The following is a 25,638-nucleotide window of genomic DNA, read 5'->3' on the forward strand; positions in this document are numbered from 1 at the left end:
AAACCGCTTCGTGATGGTGTCTATGAACTGCGTATTAATATTGGTCCTGGTTACCGCGTTTATTATGCCCTGTCTGGCAAGACCGTATTGTTGCTATTATGCGGTGGTAGCAAAAAAACACAAGACACCGACATCACTTGTGCATGTGCTTGCTGGCGAGATTGGCAAAACCGTGAAGATTAAAGGAGAGCAAGAATGAAAGATCGTAACCATGATGATGCGATGGCAGAAATATTCCATGATGACCTTGAGTTAGCAGCAGCTACTCTTGATGCCATTTTAGCAGATGGTGACCAGGGGGAATTGCTTGTAACACTTCGTCAAATGGCAAAAGCTTATGGTGGTGTTCAAGCTGTCGCAGCAGCCAACTTAAATCCAACACAACTTTACCGGACACTTTCAGAAAAGGGTAATCCAGAGCTCCGTAGTTTAAATGTTTTGCTGCGTACTATGGGATTTCGCTTGGCTGTACAACTTCTTGAACGACCCGTTCCACACGTTTAATCTAAGTTCGTCCCCTCCCTACCTTAAAGATAGGGAAGGGGAATGTTTTCCTTATAAAAAAGCACATAAAGTGAGACTGAGTGACTTTTTAAAAATTGTGATGATTGCGTTTTATTAAAAATCTTGTTTCATGTAACTTTTTTCTGTATTATTCGTTACATGAAACAAAAGGAGATTTTGTCATGGGTACAATGCATGTTAATGAACGGGTTCAGAAACATCGTAATGCACAAAGAAAAGCAGGTCTGCGTTTAATGCAAATTTGGGTTCCAGATACACGCCAGCCGAGTTTTGCAGAAGAGTGTCGCCGTCAAACCCGCTTAGTGGCAAAAATGGATAAAGCCAATACATCTATACAGTCATTTATGGATCAATCTTTAATGGATATTGATGGATGGACAGAATAATGCGTGGTTCTCTGGTAACAATAGTTATACAAGGTGATTTTGGTAAACCAAGACCCGCATTGATCATTCAAGCTAATCAATTTAGTGAACATACAAGCGTGACGGTTTTACCAATTACAAGTACACTTGTCGATGCGCCATTACTCCGTATTACTGTCCAACCAGACAGCAAAAATGGTTTACAAAAGCCCTCGCAAATAATGATTGATAAGATTATGACGGTAAGATGTGAAAAAATTAGCCCAGCTTTTGGCTCCATTCATGCAGATAAAATGGTAGAAATTGAACGCTGTTTGGCTGTCTTTTTAGGAATAGTAAAATAAAATTTTTCCGTGGAATTGGAGAATTGAAAATACATCATGGTCTTGGTTATAGAATCTATTTTATAAAACAAGGTAAATAAATAATTTTATTATTAAATGCGGGTGATAAATCTACCCAACAAAGGGATATTGAAAAAGCTCTTCAATTGGTAAAGGAAATGAAACATGGAAATTACTAAATTTGATGTAAGTGAGTATTTTAATACACCTGAAGATTTTAAGATCTTACTAGAGGATGCTTTAGAAACTAAAGAGAGTGGTTATATTGCACATGTATTAAGGATCATTGCACGTAAACAAGGAATGACAGCTGTTTCTCAAGAGACAGGTTTAAATCGTGAATCTCTTTATCGTTCTTTAAGTGATAAAGGCGACCCACGGCTTTCTACTTTTCTCAGTGTTTTGAGTGCTTTAAATTTGCAGATTAGCTTAACACCTATCCCAAAAATTATAAGGAACAAACGGCTTTAGAAGAAGCATCTTGACCTTCTTCCCACCTTGAAAGATGGGGGAAGAGAGGTATTTAAGCAATCTTTTTAAAGGAGCTCTAAATCTGGTTTATAACCTCTCATGTGTTCTTCTCGTCCATATGGATGATGCCATCTCCTTCATCGCATGCATCGGGTGGGGCGTTTGGATCAAGGGTATCGTCTTTGTCTGGTTTTGTATTGGCTACGTTTTTTGCAGCATCTTCTTGCACTTTATCAAAAAGTTCGCAGTCTATTTTTGTTGTATAGCCACCCCTTTTTTGTCCGGCATATGCTTGCGCAGAACGCCTATTTAAGGTTGCCAAGGATTGTTGAAAGAGTTCAGCAAAATATCCCGAATTATCGGCTGCATTACCCCATAATTGAAGGGCTGTTACACTCATTCCTAAATGGCGTGAGGCATGGTAGAGACTATCGCCCATATGCATGGTTTTCATGGTAACGGCGGTCAAGCTTGCCTCAAGACCACCCCCAGCAAGCCCTAGAACACCGGTAAAGACCGAAGCACGACTTGCCGCGGTACCAAGAGCACTTTGAACGCCATGAAGGCTTTTTGTCATGTTTTTTACAACAGCAGAAAAGCGCGGAATACGCAATCTATGGGATAATGTTTTTGATAAATTGTCGAATTCCTTTTGCACACATTTTAAAGGCGCGGTGAGCTTGTCTTCAAGAGACAACTTTACCTTTGCATCGGCAACTTTTTTACTCATTTTGTTTTATACCTTTCTGCTGCTTGTTTGTGTCAAAAGAGCAACTCTCTTGGTTCCATTTCCATCATCTCTGAAAGAGACCAATGGAACACAATGGCAATATTGGCGATCAGTTTAGCGGCGGTTTCTCAGTCGAGGTTTCCCGCTGTTTGGTAAAAGACTCCAAAATTTTCCCAATGCTATTCAGATCAGCGCTATCAATTTTGCTAACAGCGTCATATGGCCATTCAGAAAGACGTGCAATCATAGCGATTGTTTGCTCGTTCTTGACTATATAACCAAATAGTTTGTCTTGTCCTTTTCACACGGCTTTAAAATCATGATTAAAAGGGAGAGCTTATAGGAGCACTATAAATCAAAAGAATATGAATAAAAAAATATAACATGAACTCATAGCAAATGGATGTATCTTATATTGTTTACGTTTTAAAGTTTGATAAATCATAATTTATTTACCATAGCCAGCAAAGTAAGTGTTGTACTTACACCAGCCATTTTAAGCTTCATAGCTAAGATTAGCACTAATCATGGATTTTCTATTTAAAACTCTAGACAATGCTATACAAAGCATAGCAAGTTGTTCAGCTATTTCATTAACAGACAAATTAAGTTCTTTTATTAGACCTTCATGCAATAATTCTATAGGGTGCGAAGGATTTTTCATCAATTTTTAGTACTCATTATTAATGATAATCCAGATAATCGACCATTTATATATTTATACCATCAAAGAGAACTATCACACGAAAATTTCCATTTACAGTAATTAACCAGCACTTTTGAGAGCGTTCTTTATAAGATGTAATCGAAAGAACGGAACATTTAAATCATTTGGTAATATAGCTACTTCAAAATTACTTAGTATATGATTTAATTTTTTATATATCAAAAATTATTATTATGATAATACTACGTGTAATATAAATATTTATTAGATTTTTATTTTTTTAATTAGTGTTATTAATTTTATTATTTTGGTTATTTTCTCTCCGAGAAGTAATAAGAGTACTAATAAGCTTTATGGAACAACGTATTTTGTGTCTTTCTATTATCTTTTAACTTTTATTCTTGTATTTTGGCTAAAAAGCTTTCGATGTTAGAGAGCAAAGATGTAAGAATTTTTTATTATTTCAAGTTCATTCTATTGTTCTATGAGGTAGAGTGTAGGTGTGACTTTTTCTGAATCTATAACTATCTAAATTAGAGTGCGTCTTTAAAAAGGAGAGTATACTTCAGAAAAGCGTCCGTGTTCAGAAAGAGCTAATCCTTGCGAATAAGGTATCCCCAACTTCATTAATTGATTAGATGTTTCTCGAGATAGCATCATTTTTTCAGCAATTTTATATGCATCTGGGATGAGCAATACTTCCATCGGGCGATATTTTTCTGCGGAGAATATTTTTTCGCGAGAGGCAACATCGGACCAATAGCTAAACATTTTTTTCCCCCCTATAATCCCTTTAGTACCAAGAGTAGAAATAAGTGCAATATTCGTTGCATTATCATATACTAAAGGGGCTACATCTAATTTTGCTGGTTTTAGTTTCCCATCGTTATCCAAAATTCGCCCACTACTCTGTTGTAATAATGATGATAATCTTAATTCAGCCGTTTTTGAAATAGCAGCTAAAAATTGATCCATTGTGATATACATAGTACGCTGAGCAATTGATAAACCAGCTGCTCGTTCTATACTTGCCATCATCGCTACGTAAGACCACGCTCGATTAGTACATTGAGTAGCCAATGAATAAGCTTCAAGGTGATAAATATCCATATCAGGTAGAAAAGCTTCTGGTAATGAGGGCTGGGATATGACAGTGACATGTTTATTTTTTTTATTTCTAGTAAAAAAACTCATTTTTTGAATTTTTTTATGGCTATCAAAATACCACCAAGCGTAAGGGCGCCAACCGAGATCGCTAAAATTTATATGACTCAAGACAATTCGCAAATGAAATATCTGTTTATTTATACATTGTAGGTGATGTGCATACCAACTTGCAAAAACACGGGGGAAAAAAACGTTGGGGTTAGCATGAGGCAATGTTACTATGAGATGTGCAGTATTAATAAATTCATTTACAGTAGGGGAATCCCAGCCAAATAACCCTTTTAAAGCTTTAGAGTTCATGCCAAGTTCGTGTATTTTGTGTATCACATCTTGGCGCACACTATAGATATGATTATTCATTTTTTCTACTACTTATTTACTATAAAGATTATTCTCGCCATGAAGTAATAAACATATACCACAATATAGTGAAGCCCAATGCAATTGCTGCTAATACAAACCAACAGGCTTGGATACCAATTGTTGTTGTGACAATGCCAGAAAGTAAAGAAAAACACGTTTTCGCGATAGACATTGAAGAGTTTCGTAATGCTGTGTATTGTGAAACATGCTTTTTGCAAGGTGTTTGATTGACTTTTACTTGCATGCATATAATATGTGCTGTGGTGCTGAATGCAAGCATAAATATGAGTATAGCTACAAAAGATGGGTTATTGGTTACTGCTAGTAATATAGCAATCACTGTGATTGACAGAAAACCATAATTAAGTACTACCGTGCTTTTTAATCGATGAGATGATAAAACAATCCCAGCAAAGAAACCTCCAATCATAGAAAGTATATCAAGTAAGGAAAAATAAACAGGTTCATTAGCTATGATGTGGTTAGCTAACGGTGCAAGAATTGAATTAATGTATTGCAGAGTACCACTACTGCAGATAGAAAAAAGAATCAAAGTTTGCAAATGGCGGTCTTTAAATAGCAAAATCTTGTCAACGGAATTTTCTTGAGAATTTTTGTCTACAGTAATGGTCTCATGTGATAATTTAGAGGTTTGTTTTTCAAGCTTCACGATTGCCATCCAAGCAAGGGCAAGAAGAATAACAGTGATACTAGGCCCAAGATAAACTAGGCCAATTGATAAAAATAATCGTGCTAATCCTGCCCCTATGGAGAGAGACACGAGTAGGTTAGATGAAGATATTTCTATAACTTGTTTGTCTTGTTTTTCTGAAAAAATTGATCTGATTAGGAGAGCTAAGTAGGATTGATTCGATAATTTAACGAGAGATAAAATAACTTGAATGAGAGCAATAACAACCAAACTTATAATCACGTTTTTTTTAACTAGTATTAAATTGATAACCAACAGTATCATTATGTTAATAAGAATAAGAGTGGCTGTTTGTATTTTTTTATATGGATTTCCACGACTATATTGTTCAGAGAAAATAAAGCCAGCAATTGCAGAGGGGAGATAGCCTGCAATTATAATTATGCTAACGATGAAAGGACTTTTCGTATACTCGTATGTTAACCAAATTGCCGTAACTGAATAAATACCGCAAGCGAGATAAAATGCCGAAATAAAATATTGATAAAATAATATATTATTATTTCTGTACCATATTTTTGGGTTCATAGATTTTCCTTTTATATATTAGCAATTTTAGAAAATTCAGACATTGCTTCATGTTCTGTCTTGCAAGAAAAAAAAAGTAATTCTTGATATGCTAAACATCCCGTTGCTTGAGAAGATGTACATGGATTTAGTCTCATTACGTGGCTAAACATTGGGTTACGAAGCAAGATATGTTGGTAATAACTGTCTGCTTCAGAAAGCCCAATGTAGCCACAAATAGATGTCATAATCTTCTGCCTAGGAAGCTTTGGAGTTATGCCCAAGGCTAACTTTAGATAGCAATCCCAAATATTGATATCAAAAAAATATTGTATGGAATAGGCTAGTCCTCCTCCACTAGGTCGGAGGGCTATTTCACCAAAATATAATTTTTCGTTGTAATCAAACAGCTCAATGTGAAACACACCATTTTGGATACCAAGCTCTCTCAATAATACCATAACAATACTTTTGGCTGTTTTGTATTGTGGGTCGTCGTTAGACAAATGAATACTAGCATTGGATTTTGTTTGTCCACTAAGCCATGGTCTGGCATATTGAGAAAAAAGGAAAAAATTTAAATGTCCATTAACTATTACGCCATCACAATGTAATTCCCTGTTTAGAGGAATGTAATCTTCAACAATAAATAAAGAAAATTGTTTTTCTAAATATTCAATAGCTTCATGTAAGGTAAAACATTGCACACCCTGGGTGCTTGAGCCATAGATGGGCTTAATGACAACTTTTTTTGGTAAATGAGAACTCATTGAATTATCATGAGCTATTTGTAAGAAGTCACCTGAATGCCAGAATTTAGGACTCAAAACATAATTTGAAAGACGTTGTCGCATAGATAATTTATTGCTAACATTAGCACTGATTAAAATGTCGAATCCATGTTTGAGGCCATATCTCATCCTTAACAGTCCTGCAAATTGGATCTGACTTTCTGAGCAAGATACTACAAACTCAAAAGGGGACACACACATCAGATGATCCAAATATGCCAGAGTTTTGGTATGGTATGTAAATCCTATGGGGCAGCCGTTATTGTCGATAACATCCGTACTCTTATGAAAAATAAAACTAAATTGCTTATATTCTTCGCTCTGAATTAGCTGGTTAACATGGACTTTATTGCGGTCGAGTAATAAAACTCGAATGGTCATACTTTGCTCCTTTCTCATTGTGCAAGGTGATTGCTTTCACAGTTGATGTTAGTTCTGAAGAAGAAGCACCAGCGACAATAATATATCCTGAGTTTCCATAACTTCCTGAAGATTGTCCATATTTTGATGGTTCGAAGCGTAGCTCTACGGGGTAGAATATTCGTCTATATTCTTCTTCAGTTTGATGGCATTCAGCATGAGAGCGCAAGTATACAAACGCGTGACATTGTAATGGAGTCATTGGAAGGTAGTGTTCGTTCAGCATTCCCATTCCTTGTTCAAAATGAATATTAAACCAATCAATACCATAAGAATATTCAATAATTTCAGGAATCAACCCTCCTCCTAGCCGTGCACTACACTCACTGAAAATAAGAGCTTGCTCCGTATCAAAAAATTCTAGATGAAATACGGTCGTTTTGCTACCCAGTCTCTGCATCACCTTAGTGATAAGTTCCGATGCTCGTTTGTACAAAGACTGGTGTTCTATATTTGATAAAATCTGAACCGCCAAAGATTTACCGTGATGAAAATCAATCACATTGATATTATACAGACCGATGCTAAACCAAGTTAAATTGCCATTTTCCCATAAACCATCAACACAATATTCTCTTCCTTGAATAGATGATTCTGCTACAAAAGCTATATCAGAGTTATCTGCTACCTCATTCATAAATTTCTCAAACATTTGTTTGTCACGAATTAGCTGTGTTCTTTTGCTACCAGTACCATTAGAAGGCTTAATTACGAATGGGATATCTAACAATGAAACAATATCCGCGTATAGAGTCCGACGAGATACATATATCGATTGCGCACAAGGCACATAACCCCTGAGCAACGATTTTTGAAAATGTTTATCTCGAAAACGAAGTAATAAGTTGTAAGATTGAGGGCCAGGAAGTTGCAAACAGTTTCGGATAATAGCTGCTGTAAATACTCCTTCTTCATGACCAGTAATTACACCGACGATTGTTGATGGGAGTATTTTTGAGTTGACGACCCTTAATACTTCTTGAGCATCTTCTAAATTATCAACAAAACAATATTGAAAATTGTTAAGACTATGTTTAAATTTTGTAGTAATGATAAACGGTTTGTCCTCTTTCTGTTACTTTTTTAACAAGTGATGCGCGGTAACCCAAACATATAACATATCTATCATTCATTTAGTTAACTCCAACTCATATATATAATGAATATTCGATTTAAACGGTAGTGTTCGGATAAACCCCTGATTAGTAAAAAACTGAACGTTTTCAGTCAACGCTTCACGTAAAACAATTTTAATACATCCAAGTTGATGTTTGCGAGCTTCGTTCACCATAGCTTTAACGAACTCTTTTCCTAATCCAATTTGTCGATAATCATAATCGATTGTCATATAGCAAAAGGTAAAGAAGCCCTCTTCCTCATATGCCATAGTACAGCCAACAATCTCTCTGTTAAGTATACATACTCGCCAGGTGGACAGTGAAGATTGAATGTATTGAGGTGTTAGTTTGAGTGCTGAAGGAGAAAAATTGCTCAAATGTCTTTCAAATCCCCGCCTTAATAATGTGTAAATTTTCTGCATATCATTTGCTTTGGCGCACCGAAAAGTAGTGGGGGTAATCATAGATGTAAGATTATTTTGTATATATGTAGAGTTCACTTCGATACAAAAGCTCCAAACTTTTCTGCATTTCATATTGTTTTATCAATGCAATCAATTCCTGCCAATATTCTTCTCCGTGTTTAGCAATGGCGCGTTGCGCTTGCGTTGAAGAGCGGCTCATGCCCATAAAAGCTTCGGATGGGATTGTCATCGTCCAATTGTGTGTATGTAAAGCAATCTTTTCTGAATTGACTCCAAGACCATCACGCATTTCTTGTAAAAAATCAAAATTACGATAATAACGGGAATAGTGAGGGCTCATCTCCTCTAACAATGCCTCATAAGCGGCTAGAAATTGATTATTTTGAAAATCGCGATTGTTTTGAATGACTGCCATGACGCCTCCAGCGCGAAGTTGACTTGAGACAGTGCTAAGCAGCAGAGGGCGATCCATCCACTGAAACGCTTGTGCTGCAACAACAAGATCAACCTTACCGATCTGGGGCAAGAGACTTTCGGCTTTCTCGTGATACCACTGCACAAAAGGAAATTTTCTTTGCCCCTGCTTAATCATATCTGCTGAGATATCGATCGCATAATATTGGTGTTCATTTCCTAGAAGCTTGACAATTCCCTCTAATGCAATGCCCGTTCCAGCTCCCACATCCACGATGGACAAATGCTTTTTGTCCTTAAAAGGAAGCAGCATGGTTTTAAACAAAGGGAGAGGGTAGCGTGGGCGATAGCGGTCATAATCATCGGCCAATCCATCAAACTTTTCACTTTGTGGTTGAATGGTTTGTATCATGGGGCTTTACCCTCTTTACAATTGCTGACATACATAATTGAGAAGTCCTCCTTCAGCTAGTATGCTAAGCATAAATTCTGAAGGAGGATTGAATAAGAACTCCCCTTTAGCACTCTCTATCCTTCCTTCTTTAATATTGATGTTTATATTCTCCCCTTCTTCAAATAATGCGTTTTTTAGCTCAATCGCAATTAGACCGAGGTTCCACGCATTTCGATAAAAAATTCGTCCAAATTCTGGGGCGATTATAGCTTCAATACCTTGAGACAACATTGAACTTACAGCTTGTTCACGGGAACTGCCGATCCCAAAAACTCCATCACAAAAGATAACATCACCCATTTGTATAGTATTAGCAAATCCAGGTCGAAAATTTTCGAAAATATGAGGCGCTAAATATGCTGAGTTAGTGTACATATGTTTATATTTAGCGGGGATTATATCATCTGTAGAGACATCTCCAGTAATATAGCGGACTCTGAGATTTTGTAAAGCCATTAAGGTAGCTCCATTAAAGTTGGAATTCTCCCTAGTAATGCCGTTTTTGCAGCAATGACAGGTGAAGATAAGTATATTGCAGCATCAGGATTTCCCATACGTCCTTTAAAATTGCGATTCATCGTACTTAGGACTTTTGTTCCTCGTGCGGGAATAGTTCCTTGAGTTCCTACGCATGCTCCACATCCAGGTGGTGAGATAATAGCTCCAGATTCTACGAGAGATTGAATATAACCTTTCTTAAGCGCCTTTAAATAGACTCCTTGTGATCCTGGTGTTATGACACAATGGACATTTTTGTGAACCTTATTCCCGTGTAATATTTGTGCTGCATCAGCTAAGTCTTCTAATCTACTATTCGTGCAACTACCAATAAACACGTAGTCAATTTTAATTCCAGAGGCTTGTTTTAAGGACACTGCATTTTTAGGATTGTGGGGTAGTACAACCATTGGCTCAATGTCTTGCATATGAATTACTATTTCCTGTTCTGGATAAAGAACTTCAATATTGCTCATCAGAGAATTATGGGTTTGGTTTGGCGGTAAAAACATACATTTAGCTCCAAGTTCGACACCTAAACTTGATAAACTACATGCTGAATCTAAGGAGAGATTTTCTATCCACTCTCCGGACCACTCTATCGATTTGTATAAGAAAGGGCTTTGCCCATATTTTGCAAGAATATGAAAAATCAAATCTCGAGCTCGAACGTGGCAATGAGGAGTTCCTTGCACTGTTATCCATAATGTTTCTGGAACTTTAAGCCAAGTTTTTCCAGTAACCATAGCTGCAGCTATATCTGATGCCCCCATTCCCAAAGCTAATGATTGTATTGCTCCTCCAATACAAGTATGCGAATCAGCACCAAGAACAATATTATTAGGTTGAAACCAACCATGTTCAATGGCAAGTACATGACTGATTCCTTGACCTTGCTCAAAGACCTGTATATTTAGTTTAGCAGCAAAGTTACGACCCTCAATTAATCTATCAGCCATAGTAATGTTAGGAACCAATACAGAATGATCAAAGAAAAATCCAATATCTTTGGATGAAAAAACCTGATTCAGATTGTGTTTTTCATATAGTCTAGCAATAGTAGGCGAATTTCCATCTTGAACATACACTTTATCGACTGAGACAGTAACAAGCTCTCCGACGGAAACTCGATCGAATCCAGCATGCTTCGCTATGATTTTGTTGACAAGAGGTACTTGTTTAGACATTAATAGTTTCTTGTTGTAATGAGTGGTAAATATTGATCAGCTCTTCTGGCGTTACTTCTCCGCGCTTTTCTATTGCAAAATCTCGAACATGAGCTAAGCATTCCTCAAGTGGGGCTGCTTCCTCTACAATGATGCCATTTTTTTCAAGCACATACCGAATAACTGCCCGTCCTGAATGTTTCCCAATACAGAGCCTACGTTTATTACCCACCAAATCGGGAGAGAATGGCTCAAAAGTCTTACTGTTGCTTAAGACACCTTTCGTATGGATACCGGACTCATGGGCAAAAACATTAGATCCTACAACTGGTTGCCAAGGCAGAATAGGTTGATTACACGCTTCTGCAACCAATTGTGATAGACAGACAAGTTGTGTCGTATCTACTCCAGTATCAACGTTATGAAAATACAATAACGCCATCACCATTTGCGTCATATCCGGCATACCAGCACGCTCTCCAATACCGTTTATACAGCTGTGAAAGTACGTTGCTCCTGCTTCCAAACCGGCTAAAGTATTTGACACTGCGAGTCCAAAATCATTGTGGCAATGACATTGAGTTTTTATAGAACAAGCGTCAGCAACTGTCTTTACACGTTTGGCGTAAGAAGTACTATCAAGAATTCCGATGGTATCTGACAACCTTAAACGATCTGCTCCTGCATCATGGACAGAGGCTGCATACTTTTGAAGAAAATGTAAATCGGTTCGGCCCACATCTTCAGCGCTGATTGATACGAAACAATCTTTATCTTTAGCATATTTCACCAAATGAGTAGCTGTCTTTAGCAACCAGTCTTTATTCTTTCGGATACTATGATTTAGGTGGATGTCTGATGTTGGAAGACCGATGTGTAACGCTTTAAACCCCATAGAGATTGTAAATTTGATATCATCTAACACGCCACGATTCCAACCGATAAGATTGACCTCTTTCCTGCGTTCTAACATTTCTTGGAGGGCTTTTACTTCTTTGCCTTTCATAGCAGGGATTCCTGCTTCAATCCATTGGACACCGGCATTCGTTAACGCATGGAAAATCATGACTTTAGTTTCAGGAGAAAATGCAATTCCTGGCGCTTGTTCACCGTCACGTAGTGTCGTATCTTCAAGAATAATTTGCCGATTTTTCATTTATATTTCTTTCTTGTTGTTGATATCGATTGATAGGGCGCTCGAGACCTAACTTTTCTCTTAGTGTGCCGGGTATATAGTGTGTTTTAAACACTCCCATTTTTTGTAATTCAGGAATTACGCCGGTTACAAATTCTATAAAACAACCTGGCATACTCGGAGGCATGATGTTGAAACCATCGCATGCCTGTAAGTGAAACCATTCCGCCATGCATTCTGCAACTTGTTTGTAAGAGCCTACGAGATGGAAGTGACCGCGAGAAACGATGATTTTTTTGTATAATTGTTCTAGAGTTAGTTGTTCATCTAGGCTTAATTTTTCAATTAAAGCACGCCGACTGGTATTGCCGTTAGAGGGAGGGGAGGCAGAGGTTTATCAAGGGGGATTCCCTTAAGATCTATACCACCTAACAAGTCAGATAGCATAGCTAGTCCAAAATTTGGGTGTATAAGATCTTGAAATTCTTCAAACTTCTCTTTTGCTTCTGTTTCTGTTGCAGCAACAAAAGCACAAATTCCTGGCATGATAAGAATGTCTTTATTGAGCCGCTTAATAGTAGAAAGTTGATTTTTTAGTTGTTTATAAAAGGATCTAGCCAAAGATAAATTAGATTGAGCAGTAAATACGATCTCTGATGTTTTGGCTGCAAGCTCTATGCCAGCTAGTGATGAACCTGCTTGGACAATTACTGGGTATCCCTGAGGAGGGCGCGACACATTTAAAGGACCACGTACAGAGAAAAACTCTCCTTTATGATTCAATTCATGCATGGCGTTTTTATTAAAAAAGAGACCACTTTCCTTGTCTCGTAAAAATGCATCATCATTCCAGCTGTCCCACAGTCCGGTAACGACATCAAACGCTTCGGCAGCTTTTTGGTAGCGAACTGCATGTTCGGGGTGTTTACTGAAACCGTAATTATAGGCTACATCCGATTTGGAAGATGTCACCAAATTCCATGCTGCACGACCTTTGCTGATGAGGTCTAAAGAAGCAAATTCTCTTGCGATGTCAAAAGGGGCTTTATAAGTCGTAGATGCCGTAGCCACTAGACCGATCTCTTTGGTCATCATTGCCAAAGCAGACAGCAATGTGAGAGGTTCAAAAACCACAATGCGGCTACCATAACCTTCCAAGTCGTCGCGAAAAACGGATAGGGTATCAGAAAGGAATAAAAAGTCAAATAATCCTCTTTCCGCTTCTTGAGCCATCTTGACATAATGATCAATATTTTGGGCACCATCGGCTAAAGCGTATTTGCTTCTCCAAGCAGCGGGGTGATGTCCTGTTCCATAAGAGATATAAGCTCCTAAAATCATATGTTGGCGTATATTCATAGCAAAATTCTTATTAATAGTTATTTGGGGGGGAAACAGTAAAAAAGTGTCGTGGTTAACCAAATGCGCGTAAGATACGATTAATTTCAACGCATTGATCTTCAACTGCTTGAGCATGACCGGAGGCTAGTAGCTTTATAGCTGTATCTTCCATTGCCTTATAAGAAGATCGAATCATGTGATTAGCGTATATGACAATATTAAACCAGCTTCAAACAACAATGATGAATGGACATGAGCATAAGTTGTTGGTATGCAAATTAAGGGAATATTAGGGAAAAGAATTCGGAAATGGTATGCAAATTCAATAATTTCGTCTGCATCAGTTTGACAGCTATGAATCATTATTCCATCGGCACCTGCGTGAACGTATTTTTTAGCTCTCAATAGCGCATGTTCTATCGTCATACCGACAATTAGGCTTTCTATGCGGGCAAAAATCATCAGTTTATTGTGAACTAGTGCCTTTTTTCCTTCAGCTACCTTTTTTGCAAATACATCACAATCTTCTAATGTTTGTTTGACTTTATTACCAAATAAGGAATTTTTCTTTAGTCCGCTTTTGTCTTCAATAATTACAGCTTCAATTCCTATGTGTTCCATCATTCGGATGTTTTTCTTAAAGTGCTCAATATTGCCGCCCGTATCAGCATCGAATATAATTGGTTTTAAGGTAAATTCCATCATTTCATGCACATTTTTGATTCGATACCGTATGTCGAGGTATTCGATATCTGGCAGCCCCCTCAATACAGCATCAGAAAGCGAGCTTGACCAAATTCCATCAAAAAAAGGGTTTGTCCATGCTCATTAGTATAACTGATAGATTCAATAATATACGCACATAAAGGGCTATGTGCCTCAATAAAAATAAGTTTCTGCTTATTTTGTAGCAAACTTCTAAGTATTTTCCCCCCACATAGGTAAATAATAAACACTATAGTAATATTTACTATTCTACAGCGGTGTGTAGTATTTTCACATTTGTGTCAATGATCTTAGTCATATTAAATATAAGAAACACAATTTTTTGTGATTTATGGACGCTTTAAAAAACTAAGCCAAAAATTGAGATAAGCATTTCCACTAATGTTTTATGTGATAATAAAATAGTAATTTTTTAAGTGTAGCATATTTACAATATGTAACAATTTATAAAGTAAGCTAGATTGGTTAACTTTAGAATTTGAGTTAGACATAAATAGTATCATAGGTTGATCGCAAAAAAATACACGAATATTTAGCAAAAAATTAGGGAGCTAAAAAATAAAAAGCAATTTTGTGATTGATTTCTGAATAAAATGAGAACTTTTTAAATTGTATATGGTGTTCATTTTCTGTTCATAAGTGACGTGCACAAGGATTGTGTCATTGGTCATGGTGACATTTTTATCGTGAAGTGCTTGTGAGATTTTGTCTAGCAAGTCTTGGCTTGCTGTTTCTTCTTCATTGTTGCCAAAAAGAGCAACGTGAATGGTTGGATTTTTGCCTTTCCGATAAATGATTGCATCTTTTGCGCGGCTATCTGCGGATAAAGCAATAAATTTGTAATAAGGTTCTGTTCCACTACCTTTGCCACTACGGGTATGAAGTCTTATGCGTTCACGGTATCTCTCATCACTCTCAGCGTCCATGCGTTGAACACCGTGCCAATCGCCCAAAGCATCAAGAGCCTCATCTTTTGCAAAATCAAGAATATTATTACGTGCGGCTTCGTTAATGCGTTGTCTTAAAAGCAGTTCTCGATAACTAAAAGCCTCAATGATTTTTAAAGCAGGATCACTTTCTAAAAAGATAGTGCGAGGCAAAAGTTCTTTTAAATATTCAATATTTGCAGCGCGGATTTCTTCAAAGGAAAGTTCTGGGATGATTTCGGGATTGGTAAGGGCTTGGGTCATTGTATTAGCACTCCTTCCATGGTAATGGGCTTGCCTGATGGCAAATAAATACCTTCAAAGGACAAGGATATTTTTCCATCCTCACTCCTTTTAAAATCGATTTTTTTCAGTTTAAAACGGGGTTCCCACTTGTCTAAAGCTTCAGCAACGGCGGCATAAAGGGCAATGGTAAGCGCATTATTAGCCGGTGCATCAATCAGTTCTGCAACACGTGAACCATAATCACGCCGCATCACCCGCGTGCCAATCCGTGTTGTTAAAATATCAAGAATTAATTGGCGCAAATGATCAATACCGGATAAAGGTTTCCCTGTCATACGGTCCATGCCACTATTCATTTTGGACCTCCTGTCATGGCGCCACCAGGAGAAACACCCCCATGAACATGGGTTGCTCCTACATTGGTGCCATTATGCTTTAAGTCACTAGAATGAAGAGCAATGCCGCCATCACAATGGAGTGAAATTCCCCTGCCTGCTTTTAGGGCAATGGCTTTTTCTGCGTTTAAATTCAGATCACCTTGTGCGGTAATTTTGATGCCTTCTGGTGCTTGCAGTTCTAATTTCTTGCCATCGCCTTTTATCGACACGCCCTCAGAAATCGTGAGATTAAACTTTCCTCTTGATGTGAGATTAAGGGTATAACTATTTTGTTCATCATCATATTCAATAGTGGTGCCATCTGGATAAAGTGTCTTATGGATATTGCCTTTATCGGCGACTTGGTTTGCATCCGTGTGAAGTGAGCCAACAATTATCCCTTGTGATAAATCACCAGAGGAAGAGACAACAATGACTTGCTCTCCAACATCACGTCCCTCATAAGAACGGGTTTTTCCAGCACGGGCTTGTGTATCTGGAATCCAATCACTGATCAGATGACCACTCTTTACCCGATAGCGTGCATTTTTATGGTCGACATGGCTAATTTTTCCAACCATCACCATATTGGCCATGCGTCTTTTTAAATCGGTGATCTCTTTATCGCGCCGCTCTAACATGGGGTTCCTCAATTTTTGCGTATTTGTCTTCATTTCCCACACCGGTTTCGGGTTTAAAACCGACAAGAGGTTCAACAATTCCTGTGGTTGCATTTCCTTCATGAAGGGAGGGGATATTAGTCACATAAGTGACTTCAAAGGTTAAAATGGCACCATGGAGTGCTAGCGCCCCGTTATCGCCAAAGGCAAAAGCAATATTTTGCAGGCGGCATGTCTCAACGGTGTTGTTAAGATTGGGATTGGCATGGAAAATCTTCTCAACTTGCCAAGCTAATTGATCAACGAAGCCAACTCCGTTTTCTTGTGTGCTATAACATTCAACATCCACTGTTAAGACGCGCCGCCTTAAGCCAAAATCATGCCCATCTTCGATTGTTTCGTTTTGCGTTGAGATATTAATGGCCGGCATTGCTTCAATAAATAAATTGAAGTCACGCATGTTGAAAACATTATCACCAGCTGTTGTTTGGGCTGCTTTGATCAACCCAACAAATGTTTCTCTTATCGTTTCGCATGGATACATAAAGCCTCCTGTGGAGTAGGCATATAAATGATTGACTAGTATTAATAATAATACTATTATTTGTTATGAGTAATAAAGTTGAAAAAATAATCGGCTTGATGAAAACATCACCAAAAAACATCAAGTTCTCAGATTTGTTGGCTGTGTGTATCTATTTCTTTGGAGAACCAAGGAACAATAGTTCAAGTCATTTTGTTTTTAAAACCCCTTGGTTAGGGGATCCTCGTGTCAATATTCAGAAAGGTTCTGGAAATAAGGCAAAAGTCTATCAAGTTAAGCAGGTTTTACAAGCAATAGAAAGGATAAAACATGAACAATAATCATTATACCTATCGTGTTTTTTGGTCACCAGAAGATGAGGAATATGTTGGTTTGTGTGCAGAATTTCCCTCCCTTTCATGGTTAGATGCTCAAGCAGAGAAAGCTTTAAAAGGTATTATGGACCTCGTTTCAGAAGTTGTTGAGGATATGCAACATAATGGAGAACAAGTCCCGATACCTTTGTCATATGGCAAATATAGCGGTAAGTTTCAATTAAGAATACCACCAGAACTCCATAGACAACTTGCAATTCAAGCAGCTGAAAATGGTGTAAGCTTAAACAGATACATTTCTTCTAAACTTTGAAGCTTTTAAAGATCAAAACACACCAAAAGAAGATTAATTTTTATGAAAACCTCTCAATTAAAACAGATACCTCTTTTTAAAACGGATAAGGAAGCAGAGAACTTTGTTGATACTGCCGATCTTACAGATTATGACTTAACGGGTTTTAAGCCTGTTCACTTCGAATTCTTACCTAAAAAAGCTTCTTAATCACCTCCCCATTTTGAGAACGAGGAGGGGGGATATTTTTCTTAAGCAACCTTTTTAATGGGGTTCTCAAAATTGGGTTCGTAAGATTTTAACAAAGACTCTATAATCGGAGGTGGTCTTAAAGTTCCAAAATTTGTAATCATTGCCAAAATTTTCAGTGCATTTGGGGTTTCATCTTGAAGCTTTAATATTAAAGCTTTTTCTATCGCATCCATAGTCTCAATAAGAGTATTAAAAGCCTTGTCTTCAATATCATCACGATCAGAAAACTGATACAATGCCATCCACAAATCGCATAAAAAGTCTATACTGGTATTCATTGTACACCTCCATAGATTTGTTCTCTCAAACATGCCAATCCTCTAGAGGTGATTTTCGTGGAAGGGAGAACCTTTTCTGTCCCATCTGGTCTTTGAATGGTAATCGCAGGGCAATCCATAAAACCTTTCTTGATTTTATCTTGATAGGGCAACAGAGGTGCCCCTGGAGCACGTCGATAGACCCAATCATGTTTTCGCAAATAATCGCTTAAATCTTTTGGTCGTACCTCTAACATCTTTGCTGCTTCAATAAGACCGAACAGCCCATCAGAGCGCTTTAAGCCTTCCAAAGCCTCTGCTTTTGGAGTTAATTCAGCAATCACATGATCTTTCTGCTCTATTTGACTTTGTAAGTGATTCAAAACACCAAGTAATACTTGAGGAGTTGAGTAATCGATTTGTGGAACAGCGACTTGTTTTTCCAATTCTTGCCAACGGTCAATTATTTTTGCACGTAAAGCAGTGCTATAACCGGATACAAGAATTAAACATTCACGTTTTGGAAGGTTGTAACAAGGGCGTGTTTCTCCTTTGCTATCAAGATAATAATCGCTAAAATCAACCACCCCAAATTTGGGGGCGTTAAGTTCTTCAAGCATTTTCTTGATATCACGCATAACATGATCATGCCGTTTATCACATAGTTCAGCAATTTCACTACTGGACATAGTCTGAACGGTTGCTTCACTAAAAGTGCTTTCTTTAGTTTCTATGAGAGTGTTCATAATGAACTCCTTACTACTTAGACGTTTCTTAATGACACTCTAAAAGAGCGCCGGGTGCTAAGAAACACGGTAGTAAGTCCGTCGTTATGTTTTCCCCGTGAGGGTATTTTATGACATAACTACACCCGACAAAATCTTTATATGCTACATACATATAATGAGTCAAAGTCTTTAAATTTGCTGAAGATTAGTTATTTCGGCAACCAATCCGCTTACTATCAAGGTGTTTCTTAGGCACCTAGCTCAACGATAGACACATTGTTGCCATATTGTCAAGAGGTGACTTCACATTTTTAAAACTTAATAACCGTGCCTTTACTTTATTGATCGACTCACTTTAGATAAAATTTCTTGTTTTTTATTTATAGCGGAGGGGAAATAATGCTTGACGCACTTAATATAATTGCGGCGATTGTGTGTTTGCTATCATTTCCTGTAATGATTGTCGGAATCGTTTTAGTGTGTATAAAAAAATGGCGGAAAAGCGGATTAAAAACTCTTGGTATTGGAGTTTTATTGTTTCTTGGCTCTGCAATAGTAGGTATTTCTATTCATAAAGAAAAACCAGATCAGGTTGTACACAATAATGAAGTTGTTACCTCCTCTTCAACTCCGTCAATAGATGTTGCTACTCAAGATGAAAGCATAATTCAGGCACCAGCTGAGAATGCCGATAAGACAAACATTTCCATTCAAGACAAAAAGTCAGATGAAAATGATGGACTGGGCTTTTGGGGATGGTTTTGGTTAATCGTCTTGGCATTTATTGCATTTTCCATTTTTGCTTACTGGCAAGATAAACGTAAAAAACTTTCTGAAGAGAAAGTTTCAGAACAGGTTTCAGTGTTGTCCTCTCACGCGCATTCTTCTTCTAATTCCTCAGTGGCTAATACAACATCTTCAGCACTCAAAAACGAACGGTTGGAAAAGGGGATCAAGATTTTTCTCCTTTGTGCTCTATTGATTGGAGGCATTGTAGTAGTAATAAGTATTTCACCATGGTTATTAGTGGGCGTTATTATTGTTTTACTTTGGGGGATCGCTGTCCATTTTGAAAATAAAAGAGTAAAGCTTTTTGAACAACAAGTTGCGATGTTACAACCGGATATCCCTCCCTTTGATTTTTCCGAAGCATGTGAAATGTTTCAAGAACTTGATGCAAGTGAATATGGTTATCGTTTAGCACGCAATGAAAAGCTGTTGGGAGTTCAAGAAAATACCACATTTATTGATGGTAGAAAAAATAAGTGGGATGGACGTCTTTTGGTAACGAATCAGGCTATAGCGTTTGAAAGCTCTGTAAAGAATGAAAGGACTACTTGGACACGTATTGCATCAGTAGATATCACATATGAGGGATGCCAAATTAGTCGCCGTACCGGAGTACCATGGAATTACCAATTTAGCGCCTTTTCAAGTCCAAGGTTTACGGCAGTAATCCGAACTCTTGGACAAGCTTATTGATTTTAAAGGTATACCATAAAACCTCCCTTACTTTAACTCCCGCAGAATAAGCTTGTACATACCGGATTCAGAGGCTTGTACCTCTGTGACCACAAAGTGCTCTTGAGAAGTATCTTCAGGAGAAATAACCACAACACTATCTTGAGGCTTTGGGGGTAAGCCGCCGATATCATGAATGCAAACATCAAGTTCTTTTCGAGGTACTGTTGTAGGAATTCTCCCACCAGCGTCCGATTCTGAATGTTTAATGCCGTAAATTGCTGTAATCGGAAACGATTGTTGATTGTCCTTTCGCGTGTAGATGACGGGCTGCCCAAAGGTGTTACGTACATCTTGAATCATTTTATGAAGCAACCCGTACCATTGCATGTTATTTTCCTCCACTAACCGCTTTAAACAGCATTTCAGGGCGTGTACAAATGTAAAGTGGATAGCTATAGACCTCCGGTTTTACCCATGCATTACGGTCGTTATCGACAATCAACATGGTGTAGAGAGGTCTTCCAACGGTGTTGGCAAAATCCAAGCTTTCTCCCGGTGCAAAGATTTTTTGGAAAACCCCAGGCGCATTAGCAGGAAAGAATTGGCATTCATCGGGCTTAATCCCTATGGCGCGTTTTGTTCCAGCTTTCGCACTCACATTATAGTTATGAATACTGCGGTAATTAATGAAAGTAACACCTGCAAAATCAAAACTCCCAAAGCTCCCCGAACCAATGGCACTTGGTGTTGCAACACCTCCAGCACTATTGAGTGTCTGTGCAAGCGCTGTGTTGAGATAGGTTTCACGAATTGTTTTATGGTTTTTCAACTTGGAAAAGAATTCATTTCCACAAAGCCCAATAATCCGTGAACGATCAGAAAATGCTCCCTTTGAAGCTTCAATCATTCTCATGATGACTTGATCAACATGGTCAGCAACATTTGTTGTCTCAACATTGAGTTTAAAATCAATTGGCTTTGGGGGTGTAATTTCCCATTCCTTGTACCAATCAACAATAACAGAGCCATCGGCATCAAGCACAACACCTTGAACAGCGCCAAGCTGCATGTTTTCCCATGTCAATTCGATTTCAGAAATCAGCTTCTTTTGTTTTCTGGCAATATATTTCATTGCTGTCTCTAACTGATCTTCTGTCCCAAATTCACGCCGGTTCTGGATTTCCTCCGATTTCACCGTATCACTTTTGGCAATCCGTGTTGTTTTGAAAAACCTTAAGTTACGACCCTCTCTGTCTCCTTCAATCAAGGGAGCACCCCGTTCACTGGTCTGAATCAAGGACAATGTATTGTCACGTCTTTCAATGCCAACCACTGTGGTGCTTGTTTCCACTTCTTCAAAGAGATTAAGAGAGCTAATCAGACCAGGTTGAAACTCATAGTTTTCAATCGCTTTCATCATGGTAGTGGCGGAGAAAGCGTCGTGTTTAAAAAAGTTCATATCCATGTGCGCATTCTCCTATCGCAACAGTATTTTGTTATTGTCTTCTAAAGACTGAATGGCAGCACTTTTTTGTTCATCGGTGATGGCATCTGGCCATAGGAGTTCAGAAGCCTTTACGGTACTCAAGCGCGCTGTAATCACTGCGCGTTGCTCTGCCTCTGTTGCATCAACCGTGGCGTAAGAAATCCCCGCCGGTATTTTACTGCCATCAGAAGCTGCTAGATTCAGGGGAACATATTTTCCCGTTGCTGTTACTTTTCCCATAACAGTGCCGGCTTCAACAAATGCCCCTGATGCAAAAACCACTTCTTCATTGGACATATCCGTGTCATAGCGTCCAAGATAAGCGCCATTGCGAACATCTTCATAAAAAATTTGATTATTCATTTTATTGCCCTCCAAGCTGCTTCCCATTTTGTATGAATTTTTGCCTTGCTCGTCCCATCACTATGGGGCGCTGTGGTCGAGAGTTTTAAAGAGGAACTTTTCGAGACAGCAGCAGATAAGACAACATTTTTAGCCTTCTCAACATTCATGCCGCTTTTAATTGCTTTGGCTGCATCAAAAGAAACACCCAAACGCTTTGCTTGCTTTTCAAGGTTTGTCAGTGCCTGTGCGCGTCTTCTTTCCTTTTCAAGAGCCGCTTTTATGGTTTCTTGCTTATCTTCGTTGTCTTCCTCTTCTTCTTCATCATCATCGTCGAAGTCTTCGGCATCTTCGTCAATGTCGAGTGTGTCTTCTTCGTCTTCATGGATGACGTCGACAATCTTTTCATCATCGTCTTCTTTGGCGCGATAGTGTGTGCGTGCCATGGGTTTTGTCCTTCTTTTGTTGCTGTTGGGGGTGAGTTTATGGAATCCGTTAAGGCTTCCAAAGCTTGCGCAAGGGTCCCTTGCGCATCTGCTAATCCAAGCGTGATGGCTTGGGTGCCTATAAAAGTTTCTGCTTTGGTGTCGCGGATTGCATCCGCATTCAGAGGTCTGTTTTGCGCAACCAAATCGACAAACATTTCGTAGAGCAGGGCGCAATCTGCTTGTATTTTTATCTGTGCTGTATCGCTCAAAGGTTCGTGAGAATTGCCATGAACTTTGTGATCCCCTTCAAAAACAAAGGTCCATTTAAGCCCATGTTTTTCATCTGCACGGGACTGGTCAAGATGGGCACAAACAACCCCAATCGAGCCCACAATCCCTGTACGGGCAATCCAGATTTGAGAAGCGGAACAAGCAATGGCATAAGCTGCCGAACAAGCAATCTCATTGGCATGTGCCCAAATGGGCTTGTTATATTTTTGTGAGAGTGCTTGAAACTCTTCCACAAGATCAAACACGCCGCCGGCTTCTCCACCGCTACTATCAATATCAAGCAATATCGCGTGAACATCAGGTTGCCTAATCGCTTCACGAAAAGAAGCGCCCAAACCTTCATAAGAGGTTAGCCCCGATAAAGCCCCAAGCCATGCACCACGGCGTACAAGTGTGCCGTGAACCGGTATGATAGCAACATTGTTTTGCACGACGTAAGTTTCTGGTGGTCTTAAAGGAGCCCCATCTTTTTCTAACAATGCTCTCACGGCAAACTTTTCTCCTGCAAAAAGCCGTGGGGCAAGAGCATTGAGAATAATATCAAGCTTTGTGGAGGCAAGCATGAGGGGAACGCCAAAAAGCCGGGATGCCAAAAACGGCATATCAAGATTATTCGCCATTTGCATGCGCCTTACTGTCTTGGTTGCTTTCATAAGTCTCAGAAGTCTCTGAATCTTCCGTATCAATCAGTTGATCACCACCAGAGGGCGCTAGCGCATAATCGGTATCAAAGGATAAACCCCGTTTGCGTGCATCTGTGTGCTCTTCTTCGAGTTCGGCATGAATGCTGTCGATATCAAAGCCGCGCTCGGCAAGTGCCATGCGTCGTGTTTTCAAGCCAGCACGAATTTCTTCTTTTTCCGCCGAGATATCCTTGTTTGGATCAATCATTTCAAGGGGTGGGGCAAAGCTTTCACATTGCAGCCATGGCAAGGGATTTTCTTCCCATCCTGGTAAATTCACGCCTCCAGCAAGCACGGCCATTTCAACAAAGCGTTCCCAAACAATGCGATTAAACTGAAAGGCAATGATATGTTCTCGCCATTGTTTAACATGGCGCCTAAATTGAATAATGGAGGTTCGTACATTGGAAAAATTCCCCCGTGTAACATCTCCTGTCACAACGGCATAAGGCATGTTGAGTGCAGAACAAATTTTTAAAATATTGCGAAATTGAAAAGCTTCATAAGAGCCACCAACCTCAACAGGATTTGAGAATGTAACCTCTTTATTCTCTCCTAAATAAAGAGATGCACCGGGCGCGATAACAGGTGCTTTGTATTCTTCTTCAACGTTTTTTTTATCACGATTATCGGATAATTTTTCGACGTTTGGGGAATTGTCCTTGACAAACGCCGCGAAAAGAGCCGCCGTCCTTTTTCTATCGAGTTCTGCGTCGTCATAGGATTCGAGTTGAAAAATCTTTGTCATACAGCGCGTTATTTTAGGAGAACCGCGCAATTGTCCGGCAATACGGCGCTCTTTGATATGAAGGACCATTTCAGCAGGCACACGTATGCGTTCTTGACTCTCAAAGACTGTGCTTGCAGAACAATCATCATAGGGGTGATGTTTCCAAAAATGATAAGCAACGCGCTTACCACTGGCATTAAATTCAATCCCCATACGAATGTAATTGCCTTCAAGCTCAGCCGGTCCATTATAGGCAAGGTCCAACATTTCGGTAGGATAAACTTGTAATTGAAGGGGCACACCAGAGCGTCCATAAAGGTCAACATAATGCAGTCTTACAAAGCATTCTCCGGTTAAAAAGACCTCTCGTGCAATGGTTGCTTGCAGACCATAAAAGCTGGCATCTTCATCATAATCGGCTTCATCAACCCATTGCCACCATAAGTCTAAAAGCTTTTTCTTTTCTTCTTGAAAGCCTTCAATACGAGGATAAGGTTTAATCCCATCACTTACCGCCGCAGAGACCCATTCCTCCGTTGCAGAACCATAAAGAGATTCATTGTCATAAAGCCACCTTGAACGGGCAACAATGGTATCACCGCATTCCTCAATGGCTTTATTGATATGTTTTTGGGCAGGGTCAAAACCACCCATGCGGCGGCTTTTGCTTGCCGCTTCAAAATGGGGATTATGTTGACGAGAAATTGTAAAAAAGCCCGTAATTTTATTGAACAAACCAGCCATTAATAGCCTCGTGATATGTTAAAATAGAACACGCGTGAACCTTTACGCCCTTCAAGGTCTGCTATTTGTGTGTTCAGCATCTCAAGGGCTCTGCGCAGTTCCTCAACAGAGCGATTGCTGACTTGTTTATCGCCGTGACGCACTGATTGTGCTCCCGAATAAAGAGCCTCTTCAATTTGCTCACGCCGCCTTTTTAAACTTTCAAGTCTCGAAAATTTGCTGTTCATTGGTTCTAAAGTTTCACTCACAAATTACCTCCAATCCCCTTGCATATAAGGATTCATCACCGTTCTGGATTGTTTCCTTTGAGGTTGTGCTATCTGAGATCTTCTTGGAGAAGTGAATGAAGGAATCCCAGCTGTTGGCTGCTCTACAGAGCCTTCAACTTTAAGCTTTTCCAAACGTTCTTCTAAGATATCGACTTCTCGATTAAGGTTTATTCCCGCCGAAATCAGACCTTGTAAAGCCGCATAAGCATAGACCCTACAGTCCAAGGCTTCGTTTCTTGCCTTTTCACTTTTTTGCCATTCAATACGCTTGAAGCCTTTAAAAAATTTGATCACTTTTCTTTCAGC

At 38.9% G+C, this 25,638-nt stretch carries 36 protein-coding genes and 5 pseudogenes; 10 read left to right on the plus strand and 31 right to left on the minus strand.

Going from position 1 to position 25,638, the window contains the following annotated elements; translation table 11 throughout:
* The 6 genes and pseudogenes from BN200_RS08000 to BN200_RS08020 form a co-directional block, all read left to right on the plus strand.
* Window positions 1–183 (plus strand): type II toxin-antitoxin system RelE/ParE family toxin (locus BN200_RS08000; protein WP_019222046.1); only part of this gene is annotated, 183 nt, incomplete at its 5' end.
* A 12-nt stretch (window positions 184–195) separates the two neighbouring features.
* Window positions 196–504: a helix-turn-helix domain-containing transcriptional regulator gene (locus tag BN200_RS08005; RefSeq protein ID WP_019222047.1), complete on the plus strand. Its 309-nt coding sequence runs from the start codon at window positions 196–198 to the stop codon at window positions 502–504.
* Between the two features lie 182 nt (window positions 505–686).
* Complete coding sequence (locus BN200_RS08010) at window positions 687–911, plus strand: antitoxin MazE family protein (protein WP_019222048.1); 225 nt, start codon at window positions 687–689, stop codon at window positions 909–911.
* Window positions 911–1,234 (plus strand): type II toxin-antitoxin system PemK/MazF family toxin, encoded by a 324-nt coding sequence (locus BN200_RS08015; RefSeq protein ID WP_019222049.1) that lies wholly within the window; start codon window positions 911–913, stop codon window positions 1,232–1,234. Before BN200_RS08010 ends, BN200_RS08015 begins: the two co-directional genes overlap by 1 nt.
* Window positions 1,231–1,413 (plus strand): annotated as a pseudogene (locus BN200_RS09850) (type II toxin-antitoxin system RelE/ParE family toxin); the annotation flags it as partial. The gene BN200_RS08015 and the pseudogene BN200_RS09850, both read left to right, overlap by 4 nt.
* Window positions 1,400–1,719 (plus strand): annotated as a pseudogene (locus BN200_RS08020) (addiction module antidote protein). The pseudogenes BN200_RS09850 and BN200_RS08020, both read left to right, overlap by 14 nt.
* Window positions 1,720–1,802: 83 nt before the next feature.
* Here BN200_RS08020 and BN200_RS09430 read toward each other — a convergent pair.
* The 21 genes and pseudogenes from BN200_RS09430 to BN200_RS08105 form a co-directional block, all read right to left on the minus strand.
* Window positions 1,803–1,982: pseudogene (locus BN200_RS09430) on the minus strand (late control protein); the annotation flags it as partial.
* Window positions 1,974–2,435, minus strand: a pseudogene (locus BN200_RS08025) (phage tail protein); the annotation flags it as partial. The pseudogenes BN200_RS09430 and BN200_RS08025, both read right to left, overlap by 9 nt.
* Before the next feature lie 32 nt (window positions 2,436–2,467).
* On the minus strand, window positions 2,468–2,548 hold the full coding sequence (locus tag BN200_RS10125) for a GpE family phage tail protein (protein ID WP_081585561.1): 81 nt from the start codon (window positions 2,546–2,548) through the stop codon (window positions 2,468–2,470).
* 383 nt (window positions 2,549–2,931) lie between these two features.
* Window positions 2,932–3,099, minus strand: a complete 168-nt coding sequence (locus tag BN200_RS09855) for a helix-turn-helix domain-containing protein (protein ID WP_019222051.1) — start codon at window positions 3,097–3,099, stop codon at window positions 2,932–2,934.
* A 549-nt stretch (window positions 3,100–3,648) separates the two neighbouring features.
* On the minus strand, window positions 3,649–4,629 hold the full coding sequence (locus BN200_RS08035) for a hypothetical protein (protein ID WP_019222052.1): 981 nt from the start codon (window positions 4,627–4,629) through the stop codon (window positions 3,649–3,651).
* Window positions 4,630–4,657: 28 nt separating this feature from the next.
* Complete coding sequence (locus tag BN200_RS08040) at window positions 4,658–5,872, minus strand: MFS transporter (protein ID WP_019222053.1); 1,215 nt, start codon at window positions 5,870–5,872, stop codon at window positions 4,658–4,660.
* 11 nt (window positions 5,873–5,883) lie between these two features.
* Entirely contained in the window at window positions 5,884–7,023 is a 1,140-nt protein-coding gene (locus BN200_RS08045) for an ATP-grasp domain-containing protein (RefSeq protein ID WP_019222054.1), read from the minus strand.
* Window positions 6,989–7,936 carry an ATP-grasp domain-containing protein gene (locus BN200_RS08050; RefSeq protein WP_019222055.1) on the minus strand — a complete coding sequence of 316 codons (948 nt, stop codon included), beginning with the start codon at window positions 7,934–7,936 and terminating at the stop codon, window positions 6,989–6,991. The genes BN200_RS08045 and BN200_RS08050 overlap by 35 nt, the downstream gene beginning before the upstream one ends.
* Window positions 7,937–8,191: 255 nt before the next feature.
* Window positions 8,192–8,602 (minus strand): GNAT family N-acetyltransferase, encoded by a 411-nt coding sequence (locus BN200_RS09010; RefSeq protein WP_019222056.1) that lies wholly within the window; start codon window positions 8,600–8,602, stop codon window positions 8,192–8,194.
* 52 nt (window positions 8,603–8,654) lie between these two features.
* Window positions 8,655–9,431 carry a class I SAM-dependent methyltransferase gene (locus tag BN200_RS08060; RefSeq protein WP_019222057.1) on the minus strand — a complete coding sequence of 259 codons (777 nt, stop codon included), beginning with the start codon at window positions 9,429–9,431 and terminating at the stop codon, window positions 8,655–8,657.
* Between the two features lie 15 nt (window positions 9,432–9,446).
* Complete coding sequence (locus tag BN200_RS08065; protein WP_019222058.1) at window positions 9,447–9,929, minus strand: LeuD/DmdB family oxidoreductase small subunit; 483 nt, start codon at window positions 9,927–9,929, stop codon at window positions 9,447–9,449.
* On the minus strand, window positions 9,929–11,158 hold the full coding sequence (locus BN200_RS08070) for a 3-isopropylmalate dehydratase large subunit (RefSeq protein WP_019222059.1): 1,230 nt from the start codon (window positions 11,156–11,158) through the stop codon (window positions 9,929–9,931). The genes BN200_RS08065 and BN200_RS08070 overlap by 1 nt, the downstream gene beginning before the upstream one ends.
* Window positions 11,151–12,293, minus strand: coding sequence for a homocitrate synthase/isopropylmalate synthase family protein (locus BN200_RS08075; RefSeq protein ID WP_019222060.1), 1,143 nt, complete (start codon window positions 12,291–12,293; stop codon window positions 11,151–11,153). Before BN200_RS08075 ends, BN200_RS08070 begins: the two co-directional genes overlap by 8 nt.
* On the minus strand, window positions 12,268–12,504 hold the full coding sequence (locus BN200_RS10035) for a hypothetical protein (protein WP_019222061.1): 237 nt from the start codon (window positions 12,502–12,504) through the stop codon (window positions 12,268–12,270). Before BN200_RS10035 ends, BN200_RS08075 begins: the two co-directional genes overlap by 26 nt.
* Before the next feature lie 113 nt (window positions 12,505–12,617).
* The gene (locus BN200_RS08080) at window positions 12,618–13,631 is read right to left on the minus strand and encodes an NtaA/DmoA family FMN-dependent monooxygenase (RefSeq protein WP_019222062.1); all 1,014 of its coding nucleotides are present in this window, start codon (window positions 13,629–13,631) and stop codon (window positions 12,618–12,620) included.
* A 55-nt stretch (window positions 13,632–13,686) separates the two neighbouring features.
* The gene (locus BN200_RS09950; protein ID WP_280109558.1) at window positions 13,687–13,809 is read right to left on the minus strand and encodes a hypothetical protein; all 123 of its coding nucleotides are present in this window, start codon (window positions 13,807–13,809) and stop codon (window positions 13,687–13,689) included.
* Window positions 13,806–14,411 (minus strand): isocitrate lyase/phosphoenolpyruvate mutase family protein, encoded by a 606-nt coding sequence (locus BN200_RS08085; protein ID WP_154645996.1) that lies wholly within the window; start codon window positions 14,409–14,411, stop codon window positions 13,806–13,808. Before BN200_RS08085 ends, BN200_RS09950 begins: the two co-directional genes overlap by 4 nt.
* Window positions 14,412–14,968: 557 nt before the next feature.
* Window positions 14,969–15,529: pseudogene (locus BN200_RS08090) on the minus strand (baseplate J/gp47 family protein); the annotation flags it as partial.
* The gene (locus tag BN200_RS08095) at window positions 15,526–15,867 is read right to left on the minus strand and encodes a GPW/gp25 family protein (RefSeq protein ID WP_019222066.1); all 342 of its coding nucleotides are present in this window, start codon (window positions 15,865–15,867) and stop codon (window positions 15,526–15,528) included. The gene BN200_RS08095 and the pseudogene BN200_RS08090, both read right to left, overlap by 4 nt.
* A complete protein-coding gene (locus tag BN200_RS08100; RefSeq protein WP_019222067.1) occupies window positions 15,864–16,529 on the minus strand; it encodes a phage baseplate assembly protein V in 666 nt (221 codons plus the stop codon). Before BN200_RS08100 ends, BN200_RS08095 begins: the two co-directional genes overlap by 4 nt.
* Entirely contained in the window at window positions 16,510–17,052 is a 543-nt protein-coding gene (locus BN200_RS08105) for a hypothetical protein (RefSeq protein ID WP_019222068.1), read from the minus strand. The genes BN200_RS08100 and BN200_RS08105 overlap by 20 nt, the downstream gene beginning before the upstream one ends.
* A 65-nt stretch (window positions 17,053–17,117) precedes the next feature.
* Here BN200_RS08105 and BN200_RS08110 point away from each other — a divergent pair, with 65 nt between their 5' ends.
* From BN200_RS08110 to BN200_RS09015, 3 genes are read left to right on the plus strand one after another with little or no spacing between them, the layout of a single operon-like run.
* Entirely contained in the window at window positions 17,118–17,372 is a 255-nt protein-coding gene (locus BN200_RS08110; protein ID WP_244426918.1) for a toxin HicA, read from the plus strand.
* Window positions 17,362–17,679, plus strand: coding sequence for a type II toxin-antitoxin system HicB family antitoxin (locus BN200_RS08115; protein ID WP_019222070.1), 318 nt, complete (start codon window positions 17,362–17,364; stop codon window positions 17,677–17,679). The genes BN200_RS08110 and BN200_RS08115 overlap by 11 nt, the downstream gene beginning before the upstream one ends.
* Window positions 17,680–17,721: 42 nt before the next feature.
* A complete protein-coding gene (locus BN200_RS09015) occupies window positions 17,722–17,868 on the plus strand; it encodes a CopG family antitoxin (protein WP_019222071.1) in 147 nt (48 codons plus the stop codon).
* A 41-nt stretch (window positions 17,869–17,909) separates the two neighbouring features.
* On the opposite strand, the gene BN200_RS08120 is transcribed toward BN200_RS09015, so the two are convergent.
* Window positions 17,910–18,188, minus strand: a complete 279-nt coding sequence (locus BN200_RS08120) for a hypothetical protein (protein ID WP_019222072.1) — start codon at window positions 18,186–18,188, stop codon at window positions 17,910–17,912.
* Window positions 18,185–18,913 carry a phage regulatory protein/antirepressor Ant gene (locus BN200_RS08125; protein WP_019222073.1) on the minus strand — a complete coding sequence of 243 codons (729 nt, stop codon included), beginning with the start codon at window positions 18,911–18,913 and terminating at the stop codon, window positions 18,185–18,187. The genes BN200_RS08120 and BN200_RS08125 overlap by 4 nt, the downstream gene beginning before the upstream one ends.
* A 381-nt stretch (window positions 18,914–19,294) precedes the next feature.
* On the opposite strand from BN200_RS08125, the gene BN200_RS08130 reads away from it, so the two are divergent.
* On the plus strand, window positions 19,295–20,377 hold the full coding sequence (locus BN200_RS08130) for a hypothetical protein (RefSeq protein ID WP_019222074.1): 1,083 nt from the start codon (window positions 19,295–19,297) through the stop codon (window positions 20,375–20,377).
* Between the two features lie 27 nt (window positions 20,378–20,404).
* On the opposite strand, the gene BN200_RS08135 is transcribed toward BN200_RS08130, so the two are convergent.
* From BN200_RS08135 to BN200_RS08170, 8 genes are all read right to left on the minus strand, one after another.
* Window positions 20,405–20,746, minus strand: a complete 342-nt coding sequence (locus tag BN200_RS08135) for a head-tail joining protein (RefSeq protein ID WP_019222075.1) — start codon at window positions 20,744–20,746, stop codon at window positions 20,405–20,407.
* Between the two features lies 1 nt (window position 20,747).
* Window positions 20,748–21,824 carry a major capsid protein gene (locus tag BN200_RS08140; RefSeq protein ID WP_019222076.1) on the minus strand — a complete coding sequence of 359 codons (1,077 nt, stop codon included), beginning with the start codon at window positions 21,822–21,824 and terminating at the stop codon, window positions 20,748–20,750.
* Window positions 21,825–21,836: 12 nt separating this feature from the next.
* A complete protein-coding gene (locus BN200_RS08145) occupies window positions 21,837–22,208 on the minus strand; it encodes a head decoration protein (RefSeq protein WP_019222077.1) in 372 nt (123 codons plus the stop codon).
* Window positions 22,205–22,576: a hypothetical protein gene (locus tag BN200_RS08150; RefSeq protein WP_244426922.1), complete on the minus strand. Its 372-nt coding sequence runs from the start codon at window positions 22,574–22,576 to the stop codon at window positions 22,205–22,207. Before BN200_RS08150 ends, BN200_RS08145 begins: the two co-directional genes overlap by 4 nt.
* On the minus strand, window positions 22,468–23,526 hold the full coding sequence (locus BN200_RS08155) for a S49 family peptidase (RefSeq protein ID WP_019222079.1): 1,059 nt from the start codon (window positions 23,524–23,526) through the stop codon (window positions 22,468–22,470). Before BN200_RS08155 ends, BN200_RS08150 begins: the two co-directional genes overlap by 109 nt.
* The gene (locus BN200_RS08160; protein ID WP_019222080.1) at window positions 23,516–25,063 is read right to left on the minus strand and encodes a phage portal protein; all 1,548 of its coding nucleotides are present in this window, start codon (window positions 25,061–25,063) and stop codon (window positions 23,516–23,518) included. The genes BN200_RS08155 and BN200_RS08160 overlap by 11 nt, the downstream gene beginning before the upstream one ends.
* The gene (locus tag BN200_RS08165) at window positions 25,063–25,311 is read right to left on the minus strand and encodes a phage head-tail joining protein (RefSeq protein WP_019222081.1); all 249 of its coding nucleotides are present in this window, start codon (window positions 25,309–25,311) and stop codon (window positions 25,063–25,065) included. The genes BN200_RS08160 and BN200_RS08165 overlap by 1 nt, the downstream gene beginning before the upstream one ends.
* Before the next feature lie 3 nt (window positions 25,312–25,314).
* Window positions 25,315–25,638, minus strand: a 324-nt coding sequence (locus BN200_RS08170; protein ID WP_034989419.1) for a terminase gpA endonuclease subunit, incomplete at its 5' end; no start/stop codon positions are given.

It is taken from the genome of Bartonella senegalensis OS02, from assembly GCF_000312545.1.
GTDB lineage: Bacteria > Pseudomonadota > Alphaproteobacteria > Rhizobiales > Rhizobiaceae > Bartonella > Bartonella senegalensis.